This window comes from Ligilactobacillus ceti DSM 22408, assembly GCF_000423245.1.
Taxonomy (GTDB): Bacteria; Bacillota; Bacilli; order Lactobacillales; family Lactobacillaceae; genus Ligilactobacillus; species Ligilactobacillus ceti.
Map to the genome: position 1 here is coordinate 272,461 of NZ_KE383993.1, position 15,150 is coordinate 287,610.

A 15,150-nucleotide genomic window follows, 5' to 3' on the forward strand; every position below is an offset into this window, starting at 1 on the left:
TTATTTAATAATTTTTATGCTATAATGAGAATAACTTAAGAATTTTTTAAGTAAAAAGACTTTATTATTTAATAAAGGGGATTAATCATATGGATAAAAAGAAAATAATTACAGTAACTGCTTTAGCAGGAGCTTTGTGGGGAATGGAAGAACAAATTGTTCAAGCCGACTCAATCCAAAAATTAGGGAGTTTGGATCAACAAAGTACAAAAATTAAAGCAGTACCGACGACTACACAAAAAGCAGAGCAGGCTGTCACAGATGCGACACAAGCAGTTGCTCATCACAGACAAATTGTGCAACAAGCAACTAAAAAACAATCTCAAGCTTTGAAGCAACGAACACAAGCTGACCAAGATGTCCAACATGCACAACAATTAACGCAAAAATCCCAACACGACTTAAATCAGCAGCAAGCACAGCTCACAGCTACTAAGAATGTGACTGCACACCAAATTGCTCAAGTCGTGCAACAATTACAAAATAATTTAAAATCATATCATTTAGAAACACTCGCGCAAGAAATTGCCACTTTACATCAAGAAATTATTACTACACAAAATCAAGTCAAAAAAGCTCAAGCTGATTATCGGCAAGCACAACAATATCATGCTGGTCAAAAAGCTTTAAATCAAAAAGCACAGGCGGAATTAAAGTCTGCTCAAATGGAAGTAGAACAAGCCCAACAGGCTTTAAATCAATTAATGCAAGAATTAAACGATTTACAAGCTACGCAAAATCAATTACAAGATCAGAAAGCTTTAGCAGAAAAAATTAAAAAACAAGCTCAAAATCAACTAACTGATGTTATGAATAAAATTCAGCAAGCAGAAATTGATCAGTTAGCGGCGCAATTAATAGCTAAAGAAGCTGAATTGTTAGACTTGAAGCAACAAACAACAGACCAGCAAAAGAAAGCTCAACAAATTCAATTTGAATTAAAAGCGATGCAACAACATCTTCAAGAATTAAAAGTACAATCCCAAAATAATCAATCCAAATTCCGAGCTAACCAACAAAAATTAGCTGAGTTAAAAGCCCAACTAATGGCTAGTCAAGCAAAAATAGCACAATATCAAGCTCAAAGTGCGGCAGCAGCTAAACAAGGGCAACAAAATCAATTAACTTTAAATGACGAATATATTAGTTTGTTAAAACAGTATCAAGCCGGTGATGAAAGTGTATCTGCTCGATTAACTGAAATCGGACAGGCATTATATCAAGCAGCTGATAAGAGTTATCAAGGTGATGAAAGCGATAAAAAAGTCCGAATTAATGATTGGCGCAATTTAACATTTACAGAACAAAGTGAATTAACGCAATTTACAGTAACCATCTTAAATCAAATTCGCCAACAATTCGGGATGCCACCGTTGAAATTCAATGTCGAATCATTAGATTATGCGCGACAAGTCGTCCAAGTTTATAATGAAAATCAGTATAATTTAAAGGGTCAAGATCACTTTGTAGCTGGTTTGGAACAAGTTAAAACCAAATTAGGTTTGGCAGAAATTGCTGAAAATGCGGGTGAAACAATCTTTACGATGTTTGATGGTCGGATGCCAAGTTATCAAACGACACTGGCTTCATTAAAACGACAAATTTTTGATAATTTAAATGCCATGATGTTCAAAGACGGTGGGATTCAATGGGGTCACGCACTGGTTAATGCGTTAACCGAAAAAAATTATATTGGATTTGCGATTGACCAATTTGGTTGGATGCACTTTAATTTTGCTAAAGTCGATGCACAGCATGCAATGGCGCAAGCTCAAGATTTGCAGCGAACAGAAACAAGTGTTGATAATAGTGCCCAAATTGCCAAAGAAACAAAGAACCAAACAATGCTTAAAGAGCAAATCAAAGCTTTAAATGAAGAACAATTAACTCTGCAGTCAGAACAACAAAATTATCAAATTGCCCAAGCCGAACTGCAACGTGAAATCCCTCAAATGCAAAAAGATTTAGTAAATGTTCAACAAGAAATAGTTAAATTAAACGCGCAACGGAAAGTTTTACAACGAGATATTCATGATTTAAAAGAAGGTCTAGCTAATTTTAATCAGGAAAGTCAAGCTGATAATTACTTCGCAGCAGATGACCCCGGTTATAATCAGGAATTACAAGATGCGCAAAAAGCTGTGATTCAGGCTGAAAATGACGTTCAAGCTGCAAGTGAAGCTTTAGGACAAGGACTTCAAAAAGTATTAGCGTTAAAAGCTAAGCAGCAACAGCATATTAACCAATTGAAAAAAGCACAAATGAATTTATCGCAAAAAACAATAAATATCCAAGCTGTACAACGTAATTTAAAGAATGCACAACAACAAGTACAGATTATGCAAACTAATTTGAAGCAACTGCAAAATAAATTACACGCTAAAAAAGTAGCACAAACGGCTAAACAAGCTGATTACAAAGTATTAAAAGAAAAAGTAGCACAAAAAGAAGTTCAGTTAGCGCAAATGGTGGAAGAATTAACACAAGTTCAAAACAAATTACAGGAACATCATGGACAATTAGCTGATAACGAAAAATTAATTAATGATTTACAAGCAGCTTTAACCAAATTACAGGCTCAAGTCCAAGGAACTAGTGAGCTGGGGACAAAATTACAAAAGCAATTTAATTTATTAAATAAACAATATGAGAGCTTAAAGCAGGCCCAACAAGCAGTTATGCAAGCAACTACACAATTGCAAGAAAAAACTTTCGAGTTACAATTAGCACAAAAAGCCTTAACAGCACGTCAACTTGATTTAAAAAGAGCTCAACAAGCTGTTAAAACTGCGCAAAGTGCCTTAAATCAAGCGCAAAAAACGTTACAAACAGCGCAAAATAATTTAGATCATGTCAAAGAAGTTGAAGCTGCCATTGCGAGAGTTGTATCGGATGTAACAGAAGAAAAAGCAGACACAAAAATCGATGTTCCAGAAGCAAGTACACAACCTGCAGAAATTGTTGTACCAGATGTTGTCGAGCCGGTGATTGAACCAACAGATCACACGAAAGAAGAAACTAAAGATGATCAACCAACTTCTCAAGGTGAAAATCAAGAACTAAAACAAGAACAAGCTGTTGTTCCTAAAAAAGGAACAGATGTCGCAACTCTAATAAATCCAGTACAACCAACACGGAATATTTTACCAAAAACGGGTGAGCATTCTACAAACTGGGTTGTTACTTTAGGGATTATGGGCTTAAGTATTCTAGGATTAAGCTCAACAAATATCATGCAAAAATTAAAACGAAAATATAATAATTAACACCAAAAGCCTTTCAAGTTTTAACTTGGGAGGCTTTTTTTATGAGTTTTTTTATAAATTATAAAAAATTGGTATAATGGAATTATGAGACTGGATAAAAGGGGGATTAAACATGTTTGAACGAGTTATTAATGTTGGGGCGGGCTTTTTTAAAGTTAGTTTAAATGAAGCGTTTCAACGAATCGTAAAAGAAAACGATCCATTAGATCGCGTGCAAATTATTAAATTAGATGCCGGTGTACATATTGCAGGAAATCAACATAATCCTCAAAAAATTATTATTACGCGGCCTACAAAATTAGTTGGTGTCGAAGATGATGTCACAATTCGTGGCCATTTTTACGTGAAAGAAGATGCATCATTAGAAATAGAAAATATTACCTTAACTGATTTGCATGCGGATAATAATATTATTTACGCTGAAAATAATACAATTGTTGAGTTAACTAAATGTCAGATTAACCATCGTCAACCTGAAAATAAATACGCTGTTGTATCCACGGGTGAGAAAGTTATTTTAGATCATGTCATTGATACAAGTGAACATGGTTGTTCTTTCGAAAATAAATATACAGGGATTACTGATTCTGTTTTTAATGAATTACAATTCAAAAAACAAAATCAAACTATAATGAAAAATAATTTGATTAAAGGGTATATGCAAATCGAAAATGAAGCGCGCGTTTGGAGTGAAGGTGTGCTAACTTTTGATGGAGAAATCGGGTATAAATATGATTTTATTGTTTTAAATGAAGGTTATGCCTCTTTTGAAATGTTATCTTATGAAGAAAATACTAACTTAAGTGTTTTATTGGAAAATGAAGGTGCACTGGAGTTAGCTGATATTGATTTGAAAAATCCTGATATTCAAATTCAAGTTAATTATTATGACTCCAATGAATTGGATATTGCTTCCAAAGTTGCTGAAGTAGTAACGTGGAACAATTTAGACCATCCTCAAATTAATTTGAAAAGTGGTTTCAATGATTTAACGCTGGATAAAGTTTTAAAAGATTATCAAGCTGGTACGATTATTAATTTAGAACCAGGTATTTATAGTCAACCGAATGCGATTATTAAGATTGAGAAAGATTTAGAAATTCACGGTTTAGGTCAAGACGCTACTGATACGAAAATATTTCTCGGATTTGAAATTGCCCCCGGCGTTAAATTTACTTTAGACAATTTAACTGTTTTTAATGAGTATGAAAGAACAGTTCTTTATGCCGATGAAAAAACTGATGTAACATTAAAAAATTGTACATTTGAAACTGCTCAAACATTAAATGAATATTATTCTGATGGTAAAGAAGGGGCACAATATTATCGGCTATATTTCACAGGAGCAGAAAGTGCTGTCTTAGATAATGTAATGATTGCCACAGAAGAATCACAGTTTGTTTGTTTCGTGGACTGTCCGCAAGTTAGAATACATCATGGAATTTATGATGGCATCGTAATCAAAGCACATACGAATGTACGGGCTGAAGCGACTTATATTATGAAGCATTTAACATTAGCAGATAATTCTAATTTTCGGGTTGGTAATTTAACTTTAGATCAAGTAACCACACCGATTGAAGTTTGTGAGCATAGTCAATTAATCATTGAAGACCTAGAATTATTAACGATGCAAAATGCTAAAACGATTTTTAATGCAAAAGATGGTTATATTCAAGTTGATAAATTAACAGCTGAACAATTAGGGGCGATTGATTTTGAATACGATAGCCAATCAACTATTGTGTTGTCAGAAGATCTTAAACAGTTACCTACTGTGAAAATGATTAATACTGATTTAGAAAATCTAGTTAAATCATATCAAACTGCAGATAATTCAGTCGTCAATAACCAAGAAGATCCATTACAAAAACTCAATAATTTATATGGGTTAAAAGCTGTTAAAGAAAAAACACGCGGCTTTTTAAATAGTGTTAAATTCAATGAAACTCGTAAAAAACAAGGTTTACCAGCTAATAATATCACGCTACATTCGGTCTTTATTGGTAATCCTGGTACAGGGAAAACAACGGTGGCACGTTTAATGGGTGAAGTTTTAGCTGATGGTGGAGCTTTAGAAAACGCGAATCTAATTGAAGTCGGCCGGGAAGATTTAGTCGGTAAATATTTAGGTGAAACTGAAGAAAAAACGAAAGCTATTTTAGAAAAAGCACAAGGTGGCATTTTATTTATTGATGAAGCTTACACATTAAGTGAAGGCGGCGACAATGACTACGGGCAAATTGCGATTGATACGATTTTGAAATATATGGAAGATCATCGTGATCAAATTATGTTGATTTTTGCGGGCTATCCTGATGAAATGAACCAATTCTTACAAAGTAATCCCGGGTTGAAATCACGTGTGCCGAATGTTTTTAATTTTGAAGATTATTCATTGGAAGAATTAACGAAAATTGGTTTAATGCAGTTACAAAAAGATAAATATCAAGTTGATCATGAACTCTATCAACAATTCTTAAAACAACAATCGCGGAAAGAAATTACTAAGAGTAATGCGCGGTTTGTTCGCAATATGAACGAAGCGTTAATTACAGCGTTAGCATCGCGTGTGATGGCGAATGGTTTATTAGATGCGGCCAGTCTGACGACTATTACACCGGAAGATTTGGAAACGGTGAAACAAAGCCAAGGGGCTGATCAAGGAGAATCAATTGAAGATATTTTAAATCAATTGGATAAATTAATTGGTTTAGCTACTGTAAAAGAATACATTAAAGATTTAGTCGGAGAAGTACAAGCTGAAAAACGTTTAGCAGAAGTGAATCCAGATCTTGCTGGCGATCGGACATATCATATGGTCTTTAGTGGGAATCCCGGAACTGGTAAAACAACAGTTGCACGCTTATTGGCGAAATTATTCTTTAAATTAGGTATTCTAACGCAAACGACAGTTAAAGAAGTTACCCGACCTGATTTAATTGGGCAATATATTGGTGAAACAGAACAAAAAACGCAAACTATTTTAGACAATGCTTTAGGTGGTGTCTTGTTTATCGATGAAGCTTATCAGTTAGCCAGCAATGGAAGTTCCAATGATTTTGGCAAACAAGCTATTGAAACTTTATTGACTGCTTTAGAAAATCATCGGCATGACTTTGTAGTGATTTTAGCCGGATATACACAAGAAATGGAAGAATTCTTGAATACTAATCCAGGGTTACGGTCGCGGATTCCGAATCGGATTGAGTTCCCTGATTATACGCCAAATGAAATTGGTGTAATTACAGCTAAAATGTTGAATAGTAAGAAGTTTGTAATTGCTGATGCTGATTTTGAAGAAAAAATTGCCCAAGCTTATTTGAAATTGCCAAAACAAGACTGGGGCAACGCTCGGACAGCGCGAAATTTTGCAGAAAAAATTATTAAAGAACATAAATTATGGATTATTGATCATTCAACAGTTGATGATATTTTGACTATTCGTAGTGAAACTATTGATGAAGCTTTAAAAGAACTATGAAAGTAGGCAAAAATGAAAATTGATATAAAAGAAATCCGCAAAAAACGGCGGCGTTATCGCTTAAAAGAAATTGGGAGGATGATTTTAACACTTTATCTACCAGGTTTGATTTTGATGCCAGTAGTTTATTCATTAACGAATCAGATTGCATTCGTTTTTGTTAGTATTTTCGTGTTGATTGTGTTGGATATTATGTTGAGTTATTTCTGACGCTTGCTTTGTTAATTGGATGTATCTTTGCTTATAAGTATAGTTATTTGAATTATAAAATGTTTTTAATCCTATTTAATTTAGTGGGCTTTTTCGGCGGTGCAGGTCTCGTTTTTATGCACTATCGTCGATCCAAAGGTGTTAAATTAACACGTATCTCATCCGAAGGTAATCCTAATTTAAAAACAGAACTTTTCAAAAAATATAGTCAAGGTAGAATCGTTGCTGACGTTATGTTTGTGGTCTGTCTGATTTTAACTGTATTTTTGGAAAGAGTATTACGTTATGGCAGAAATTACTATGTATTCTTTTGGGTTATATTAGTTACCAGTTTGATTTTATTAGGTAGTATGTCGTATATGATTTGGATTCAACTTAGACGGCGCTAATAAAAAATGCTCCAACACTTTTGTGTTGGGGCATTTTTGTTATGGGTATAAAAAAAGATCCAGTGCCAAGACACTGAATCTCTTTAAGTTAATTGATGATTCGGGTGAGATTCGAACTCACGACAATCCGCTTAGAAGGCGGATGCTCTATCCAGCTGAGCTACCGAACCATAAACAACATAAATTATTATAGATGATTTGTGAAAGAGTGTCAATTCTTTTTTTACTTTTCTAGTACTTTAGTATCCTTTTTAAATGAGTTTTCTGGATTGGAATAAAAGTAATGAATATTAGTTGCTTTTTAAATTAAGTAGGGTATAGTAGTTAATAAATAAAAAACGGAAGGACTTTTTAAATGGTCGAACTGCAAACGATTTGGAAGAAGCACCAATATTTTGCGAAAGCTTCAACAGCTTTTATTTATGGGATTTTAGTGGCGATTGCGATGAACTTTTTCTGGGATCCGGGTAAAATTTATGCCTCAGGTATTACCGGATTAGCTCAGTTGATTTCTACGTTGACAGCAAGAACGGGTTTTATTCATTTATCGACAGCTTTAATGATTTTTGTCTTGAATGTACCTTTGTTTTTCTTAGCTTGGAAACAAATTGGCCATCGTTTTACAATTTTTACTTTCTTAGCAGTTATTTTTTCGAGTATTATGATTAAAACATTATCACCCGTAACTTTAACCAATGATCCAATTATTTGTGCGATTTTCGGTGGAGCTGTGAATGGTTTTGGGACTGGGACAGCTTTGAAGAACGGAATTTCAACAGGTGGGTTAGATATTTTAGGTTTAACCATTCGTAAGAAAACCGGTAAGAGTATTGGGACAATCAATATTATCTTTAATGCGATGATTGTTATTGCGGCCGGTGCTGTTTACGGTTGGCCATATGCTTTTTATTCAGCTTTAGGTTTGTTGGTGAATGCCAAAGTGATGGATATGGTCTATACGCGTCAACAAAAAATGCAAGTTATGATTATTACTGATAAGCCAAAGAGTGTAATTGATTGTATTCAAAACCATATTCGCCGTGGGATTACGATTGTCCATGATGCAGAAGGTGCTTACTACCATGATAATAAAACCATTTTGTTTACAGTTATTTCCCGTTATGAACAACCCGAATTGAAAAAGGCGATGGAAGAATCTGATCCGAAAGCCTTTGTAAGTATTGCCGAAAATGTAAAAATTCTCGGGCGCTTTTATGAGCCGGAGCCTTAAAATTAAGATAGTACAAAGAGTTTAATCTCTTTGTGCTATTTTTTTTAGAAAACATGCTAAAATAAATGTAATGAAATGATTTTATGGGAGGTTAACACATGTTAATTGGATCACATGTTGGGATGCGCGGTAAGGAAATGTTACTCGGTTCAGCGAAAGAAGCAGCTGGCTATAATGCAAGTACATTTATGATTTATACTGGTGCACCACAAAATACACGTCGGAAAGATATTTCTGAAATGAATATTCCAGCGGGACAAGCATATATGGCCGAACACGGCTTATCAAACATTGTTGTTCATGCACCGTATATTATTAATTTAGGGAATGCTAAGAAATTAGATAAATGGGAATTTGCAGTTCGTTTCTTACGTGAAGAAATTATGCGTGCTGAAGCTTTAGGTGCAACACAAATGACATTACACCCAGGCGCTCATGTCGGGGAAGGTGCTGCTGTTGGGATTGCTAATATTGCCAAAGGTTTAAATGAAGTTTTAACTCCAGAACAAAATATTCAAATTGCTTTAGAAACAATGGCTGGTAAAGGGACAGAAGTGGGCCGTTCTTTTGAAGAATTAGCTGAAATTATGGACAAAGTTAATTATAATGAAAAATTATCCGTAACTTTAGATACATGTCATGTTAATGATGCTGGTTATAATGTTCGGGAAGATTTTGATGGTGTGTTGAATGAATTTGATCACATTATTGGTATGGATAAATTGCAAGTTATTCATGTAAATGATTCGAAAAATGAACAAGGTAGTCATAAAGATCGGCACGCTAATATTGGTTTTGGGACAATTGGTTTTGATGCTTTAAATGGTGTAGTTCATCATCCGCAATTAGAAACACTTTCTAAAATTATGGAAACACCATATGTTGGTCCAGATAAGAAAGATCAATATGCACCATATGCTTATGAAATTGAAATGTTTAAAAAGCAAACCTTCGATCCTGAATTGTTAGAAAAGATTTACCAAAATAAAGGTATTTTAAAATAAACTGAAAAATCCGGAGCTCATAACAAATTTTGTTACGAGCTCCGGATTATTTTTTGTTGGCTTATTCTGAAAAGTCGAGTGATTCTAAAATCAAAGCGGCTGTTTCTTCGATAGATTTTTTCGCTACATCAATTACAAAGCAGTCTAACTCTTTATATAATTCACGAGCGTTTTTGAGTTCTTCTTTAATATTATCCATATTAGAGTAATCTGAATCAGGTTCAAGACCGTAAGAGATTAATCTTTCACGACGAATATTATTTAAAATTTGTGGGTCATTAGTTAAACCGATGATTTTACGTTTATCAATTTGATAAATTTCATCAGGAATTTGTGTTTTAGGCACAAGTGGCAAGTTAGCGACTTTATAACCCATATTAGCTAAGTAAAGTGATAATGGTGTCTTAGATGTTCGTGAAACACCTAAAATAACAATATCAGCTTTTAAGAACCCGCTAGGATCTTTGCAGTCATCATATTGCACAGCGAATTCGATCGCTTTAATCCGGTTGAAGTATTGTTTGTTTAAATCATGATTCAAACCAGGTTTATTTAAAGGTGCACTTTGTGTTTTTTCGGAAATCATTTCGATTAACATTGTCATTGCATCCATTGACATTAAATCATTTTCACGACAAAATGTGTTGATATAGTCGGAAAGTTCAGTATCCACGAATGTATGGATAATAATAGCTTGTTCTCTTAAAGCACGATTCATAATGCCGGTTAATAGTGAAACCGTTTTAGTTAATGGGTAGCGTTGAACGTCAAAATCAATAAGTGGGAATTGGGCCATAGCAGCATGTGCTAAGTTGTTACCTGTTTCACCAACTGAGTCTGAAATGACATAAATTGCAACTGTATTTTCTGTAGACATGGAAAAGCCTCCTAGCTTCTTGATGATTTTATTATAGCAGTTAAATTGCTTATTTGCGAAAATGAGCTGAAATAATAAAAAAATAACGGAAACCGCTTAATATTAGAAAACTTTTATTGACGAGATATTTGTGATTAGCTATAATGAATAAGAACTGTTGATAAATTTAACGGTTACTTTTAAGCTCGGAGGGAGGGAAACACTATGTCAAGAACAGTAGTTCGTAAAAACGAATCACTCGATGACGCTCTTCGTCGCTTCAAACGTTCCGTTTCAAGAACAGGTACTTTGCAAGAATACCGCAAACGTGAATTTTACGAGAAACCAAGCGTAAAACGCAAGAAAAAATCCGAAGCAGCAAGAAAACGCAAAAACAAGCGTCGTTTCTAGTTCCTAGAGGAGGCAGATGTGATGAGTTTAGGTGATTCATTACAAAAAGATATGATTGCCGCAATGAAAGCTAAAGATAAAGCTACATTAGGCACAGTTCGTATGTTGAAAGCTGCTGTTGCTAACGAAAAAATCAACTTAGGTCGTGAATTAACAACTGAAGAAGAAGTTAGTTTATTATCTCGCGAGTTGAAACAACGTAAGGAATCTCTTAAAGAATTTAAGGCGGCTGGACGTGATGAAACTGTTCAAGAACTCGAAAAAGAAATCGAAGTTGTTGAACAATATTTACCAGAGCAATTAAGTGCAGATGAAGTGAAGGCTATTGTTGAAGAAACGATTAAACAAGTTGGAGCAACGTCAAGTGCGGACTTTGGTAAAGTCATGGGTGCAGTTATGCCTAAATTAAAAGGGAAAGCTGACGGTCAGTTAGTTAACGCAACTGTCAAAGAACTTTTAAGTTAATACTTAAATCAGCAAAAAAGCCATAGTTAATCTATGGCTTTTTTTGTATGCAATTTAGTAATTAAAATTAATGATTTCTTTAATTAAAAAGACACTTAAATTGCGTAAAAAATGATATTATTAATAATGAGAAAAAGTGTGCGCATTAAGATTTATTGATAATGCCGGGAATGAGGTTAGAACATGAAAATCGGGATTGATAAAGCTAGTTTTTATACAGCTGATATGTATGTTGATATGGCTAAGCTAGCCTTAGAACGTAATGAAGACCCTAATAAATATTTAATTGGAATTGGCCAACATAAAATGGCAGTTACACCACCAAGTCAAGATATTGTGACTTTAGCAGCGAATGCCGCCGCACAAATTATTACTCCAGAAGATCGCGAACAAATTGATATGGTGATTTTTGGTACTGAATCCGGAATTGACAATTCAAAATCAGCCGCTATTTATGTAGCGAGTTTATTAGGTTTAAAGAATAATTTACGTACTTTTGAAATAAAACAAGCTTGTTATGGTGCGACAGCCGCCTTACAAATGGCAAAAGGGCATATCGCCTTACATCCAGATAAAAAAGTTTTAGTCTTAGGTGCTGATATCGCGCGTTATGGTTTACGCACAAAAGGTGAACCAACTCAAGGCGGTGGGGCAGTGGCTTTATTAATTAGTCAAAATCCGCATATTTTAGCCTTGGAAGATGAAACGGCATATTATACAGAAGATGTGATGGATTTTTGGCGTCCAATTGGGCGAAATGAAGCTGTTGTAGATGGAAAGTTTTCTGCAAATGTTTATCTTGATTTCTTACAAGAAACATACCAACAATATACAGCGAAAACAGGTTATCAATTAAGTGATTATGCAGCGTTTGTTTTCCATTTACCATTTACTAAAATGGGTATCAAAGCAATGCGTCAAGTGATTTTAAAAGATTATGATCCAGAAAGTCAGCTTTATCAAACATATATGGAACGTTATGAAGCAGCACGGAAATATAATATGTTAGTTGGTAATATTTATACAGGCTCGATGTATTTAAGTTTGATATCTCTCTTAGAAAATGCGACTGATTTACGTGCCGGCCAACGGATTGGTTTTTATAGTTATGGTTCCGGAGCAATTGGTGAGTTTTTTGCCGGGATTTTACAACCGGGATATCAAAATTATTTACAAACTGACTTGCATCAAGCGTTATTAGCGCATCGTCAAGAAGTTAGTGTTGCTGAATATGAAGAGTATTTTGATGCAATGGTCTTATCAGATGAAGAACGAACAATTGATATTACCAAGGATGCCGCGCAATTTGTCTTGAGTGGTGTTCATGAACAAAAACGCCAATATTTAAAACGTACAGAAAAATAGTTTTTAATAATCGTATTATTTTTAAGTTTTCGGGAAATTAGGTAAGATAGAATCAAGACTATAATAGAAAGTTTGAGGAGTTTAAGATGGATTCAGAACAAATTAAATTAGCAGATCATCAGCAAGCTACAACAATTCTAGCTAATAGTATTACTGATAAGATTCAATATTTACAAACATTAGACCAAGCAATCCAAAAACAAGACGATCGGATGGTATATCAATTAATCAATACTAAACGTTATCAAACTGAAGTTTTACAAAAAGAAGATGTCACAGAGATTGTAGAACATGAACAATTAGTGCAAGATGTGAATTTAGAAATTAGTGAATTTTTAAGTGAAAAATTAATTAAGTATATTAATGAAATTTATCCATTCTTTTATTTTGAAAAAGTAGCGACTGGACAATATCAATTCTATTTTGGTAATTGGTGGGGTCGTCGTTTATTTGGTGAATTAGATGTGTTGAATGTTGCTTTTAAATTTAATGAAGATGAATTTTATAAATTGTCACGAGCTTTTTCTTTAGAAGCTGAAAAAACACGCTTCAATAGTCAAAGAATTCATGAATTATCATTACAAAATGAAGAATTACAAGCATTAATTGATAACCAAGGACATCGTGATGCGAAAAAAGCTGAACTGCGAGCACGTTTGAAAGAAATGGCCCAAGAAAAAGTAATGCCTTGGGAAAGTAATAAACATAAAGAAGCGAAACAAAACTTAATCGATGAAATTGCTTATCTAGCAAGCATTGATGAAAGAACTAATTCTGCTTATCAACAAATTCGTCAAAATGAAAAACGTATTTTAGAATTATCTAAAGAAGATACTTTATTAGGCTATGAAAAACAAAGTATCGTCGCTAAATTTGGAGATTTTGCTAATTTCCAAGCAGCGAATGAACGTTTATATCGTGATTATATTGCAAATTTGATTGCTACTAAAGGATAGGTGAATTAGATGAGTAAAGAAGATTTAAACGCAACTGTTACTTTTTATCCCAAAGAAAACGAAGTCCAAGAGTCAGAATATATTGTTGAAGAAATCACACCAATTAGTACAACTGAACGTTTATTAGATTATAATGATCAATTAAAAATTAGTTTACAAAATGGGATTAATTTTACGGAATTATTAGATACTTTAATTAATACTAAAAATAGTAGTGAACTTTTAGATGCTACGATGAAATTAATTGATTATCAATTGGATTCTTCTTATTTAGTTTACCCACAACAATATAGCCGGGCTGATTATTACTTGATTTTTATTAATCGTATTTTAGAAATTCATCAGGCCGAAAGTGTTGTTTTACAATCAAATGAACATGAATTTGAACTTCATCATGAATATCCAGGTATTGATAGTTTGGGTTATTTTGTCTTTAAAGTTTTAGAAAATAATGAAAATGGAGCTTACTACGTTGAAAAGAATACCGGGTTAGAATTGTTCTATCTTGATTTTAAACAACGTGTTCTACGTTTTAACAGTCGAGCTTTAACTGAGTTATTAATTGTGAAATATCAAGATGAAATTACTTATGAAGTTTTAACTCAATTTACCGATTATTTATTAGCAATCGGCGATATTTTAAAAGCAGAATATAGTTTTGATGTTGATTTTAATATTTTGGATACATCAAATACAGCATATTATGCTATTTCTGATCCTGATATGCCACAACAAGCTTTAGATCGTTTATTTATTTTAGCTTCAGAAACAGGACATATGTTATTATCCGGTGCACAAAATGAAGCTATTTTAGAATTAGGACAAAATGTTAAGATGACTATTTTCCAACATAGTGGTTTTGGCGAAGAAGCTCGTTGGGTGATTGCGATTACTGATCCAGATAATGCAGTATCATTCTTTGATGTTTTGGGTCGTTATGCATTCTTAAGTGATTGGTATTTAGATAATTTAAATAGTTTAGAAATTAAATCTGATCCATTGTATTTTTAAAAGATAGTTAGTAGGGGGAGCATTTTGGATATTGTAGAAATGTTAAAAGCTGTACGTAAATACCCGTTAATGAGTATTTTACCAATGAAACAAGTTTCTGATGTGGAACGTTTAGCAAGTATTTACGTTGGTTTGAATGTTGAATTAGCAGCTTTAATGAAATTAGTTAAAGAAAATAATAAAGAAGAAATTTTAACGCAATATTGCCATGCCATGCGCTATTTCTTGGAAATTGGTAATGCGAAAAAATGGACATATCTTTTATTATTAGAAGACGAAGAATTAGAACAAATGCAAGCTAAATGGCAAAGTAGTTCATATAATAAAGTTTATTTGATTATGCAACAACAATTAAATAAATGTTATTTTGAAAATAAAAAAGAATACTTAGTTCATGCTTGGCATATTTTTGTGAAATTTGGAATTAATGAATTGAAATTAACTCCAGCTGAAATTGAAGAAAAATTCTTTGAAATTTATTAAATTAAAAAGCTTACTTAAC

Annotated in this window: 13 protein-coding genes and 1 tRNA gene; 12 read left to right on the plus strand and 2 right to left on the minus strand. The window is 33.4% G+C overall.

The features are described from left to right. Positions 1-89 precede the first annotated feature (89 nt). The 4 genes from G540_RS0104215 (at position 90) to G540_RS07405 (ending at position 7,349) form a co-directional block, all read left to right on the plus strand. A complete protein-coding gene (locus tag G540_RS0104215; protein WP_027107040.1) occupies positions 90-3,266 on the plus strand; it encodes an SEC10/PgrA surface exclusion domain-containing protein in 3,177 nt (1,058 codons plus the stop codon). 112 nt (positions 3,267-3,378) lie between these two features. Next, positions 3,379-6,750 (plus strand): AAA family ATPase, encoded by a 3,372-nt coding sequence (locus G540_RS07270; protein WP_051188961.1) that lies wholly within the window; start codon positions 3,379-3,381, stop codon positions 6,748-6,750. Between the two features lie 12 nt (positions 6,751-6,762). Further along, complete coding sequence (locus G540_RS0104225; protein WP_027107041.1) at positions 6,763-6,960, plus strand: hypothetical protein; 198 nt, start codon at positions 6,763-6,765, stop codon at positions 6,958-6,960. A 59-nt stretch (positions 6,961-7,019) separates the two neighbouring features. Continuing rightward, positions 7,020-7,349 (plus strand): hypothetical protein, encoded by a 330-nt coding sequence (locus G540_RS07405; RefSeq protein WP_162139325.1) that lies wholly within the window; start codon positions 7,020-7,022, stop codon positions 7,347-7,349. 96 nt (positions 7,350-7,445) lie between these two features. Here the strand turns inward: G540_RS07405 and G540_RS0104235 are convergent. Beyond that, a tRNA-Arg gene (locus G540_RS0104235) sits at positions 7,446-7,519 on the minus strand. A 185-nt stretch (positions 7,520-7,704) separates the two neighbouring features. Between G540_RS0104235 and G540_RS0104240 the strand changes: the two genes are divergently transcribed. Beyond that, complete coding sequence (locus G540_RS0104240) at positions 7,705-8,580, plus strand: YitT family protein (protein WP_027107043.1); 876 nt, start codon at positions 7,705-7,707, stop codon at positions 8,578-8,580. 98 nt (positions 8,581-8,678) lie between these two features. After that, positions 8,679-9,584, plus strand: coding sequence for a deoxyribonuclease IV (locus tag G540_RS0104245; RefSeq protein WP_027107044.1), 906 nt, complete (start codon positions 8,679-8,681; stop codon positions 9,582-9,584). Positions 9,585-9,645: 61 nt separating this feature from the next. Here the strand turns inward: G540_RS0104245 and G540_RS0104250 are convergent, their stop codons facing one another. After that, complete coding sequence (locus G540_RS0104250; RefSeq protein WP_027107045.1) at positions 9,646-10,461, minus strand: pyruvate, water dikinase regulatory protein; 816 nt, start codon at positions 10,459-10,461, stop codon at positions 9,646-9,648. A gap of 204 nt (positions 10,462-10,665) precedes the next feature. On the opposite strand from G540_RS0104250, the gene rpsU reads away from it, so the two are divergent. The 6 genes from rpsU to G540_RS0104280 all read left to right on the plus strand — a co-directional run bounded on the left by rpsU (position 10,666) and on the right by G540_RS0104280 (position 15,131). After that, a complete protein-coding gene (rpsU, locus tag G540_RS0104255; RefSeq protein WP_027107046.1) occupies positions 10,666-10,851 on the plus strand; it encodes a 30S ribosomal protein S21 in 186 nt (61 codons plus the stop codon). 21 nt (positions 10,852-10,872) lie between these two features. Further along, positions 10,873-11,316, plus strand: coding sequence for a GatB/YqeY domain-containing protein (locus G540_RS0104260; protein WP_027107047.1), 444 nt, complete (start codon positions 10,873-10,875; stop codon positions 11,314-11,316). Positions 11,317-11,499: 183 nt separating this feature from the next. Beyond that, entirely contained in the window at positions 11,500-12,681 is a 1,182-nt protein-coding gene (locus G540_RS0104265) for a hydroxymethylglutaryl-CoA synthase (protein ID WP_027107048.1), read from the plus strand. An 86-nt stretch (positions 12,682-12,767) separates the two neighbouring features. After that, the gene (locus tag G540_RS0104270; RefSeq protein ID WP_027107049.1) at positions 12,768-13,637 is read left to right on the plus strand and encodes an exonuclease SbcC; all 870 of its coding nucleotides are present in this window, start codon (positions 12,768-12,770) and stop codon (positions 13,635-13,637) included. A 9-nt stretch (positions 13,638-13,646) separates the two neighbouring features. After that, entirely contained in the window at positions 13,647-14,648 is a 1,002-nt protein-coding gene (locus G540_RS0104275; RefSeq protein WP_027107050.1) for a hypothetical protein, read from the plus strand. 24 nt (positions 14,649-14,672) lie between these two features. After that, on the plus strand, positions 14,673-15,131 hold the full coding sequence (locus G540_RS0104280) for a hypothetical protein (RefSeq protein ID WP_027107051.1): 459 nt from the start codon (positions 14,673-14,675) through the stop codon (positions 15,129-15,131). Positions 15,132-15,150 lie beyond the last annotated feature (19 nt).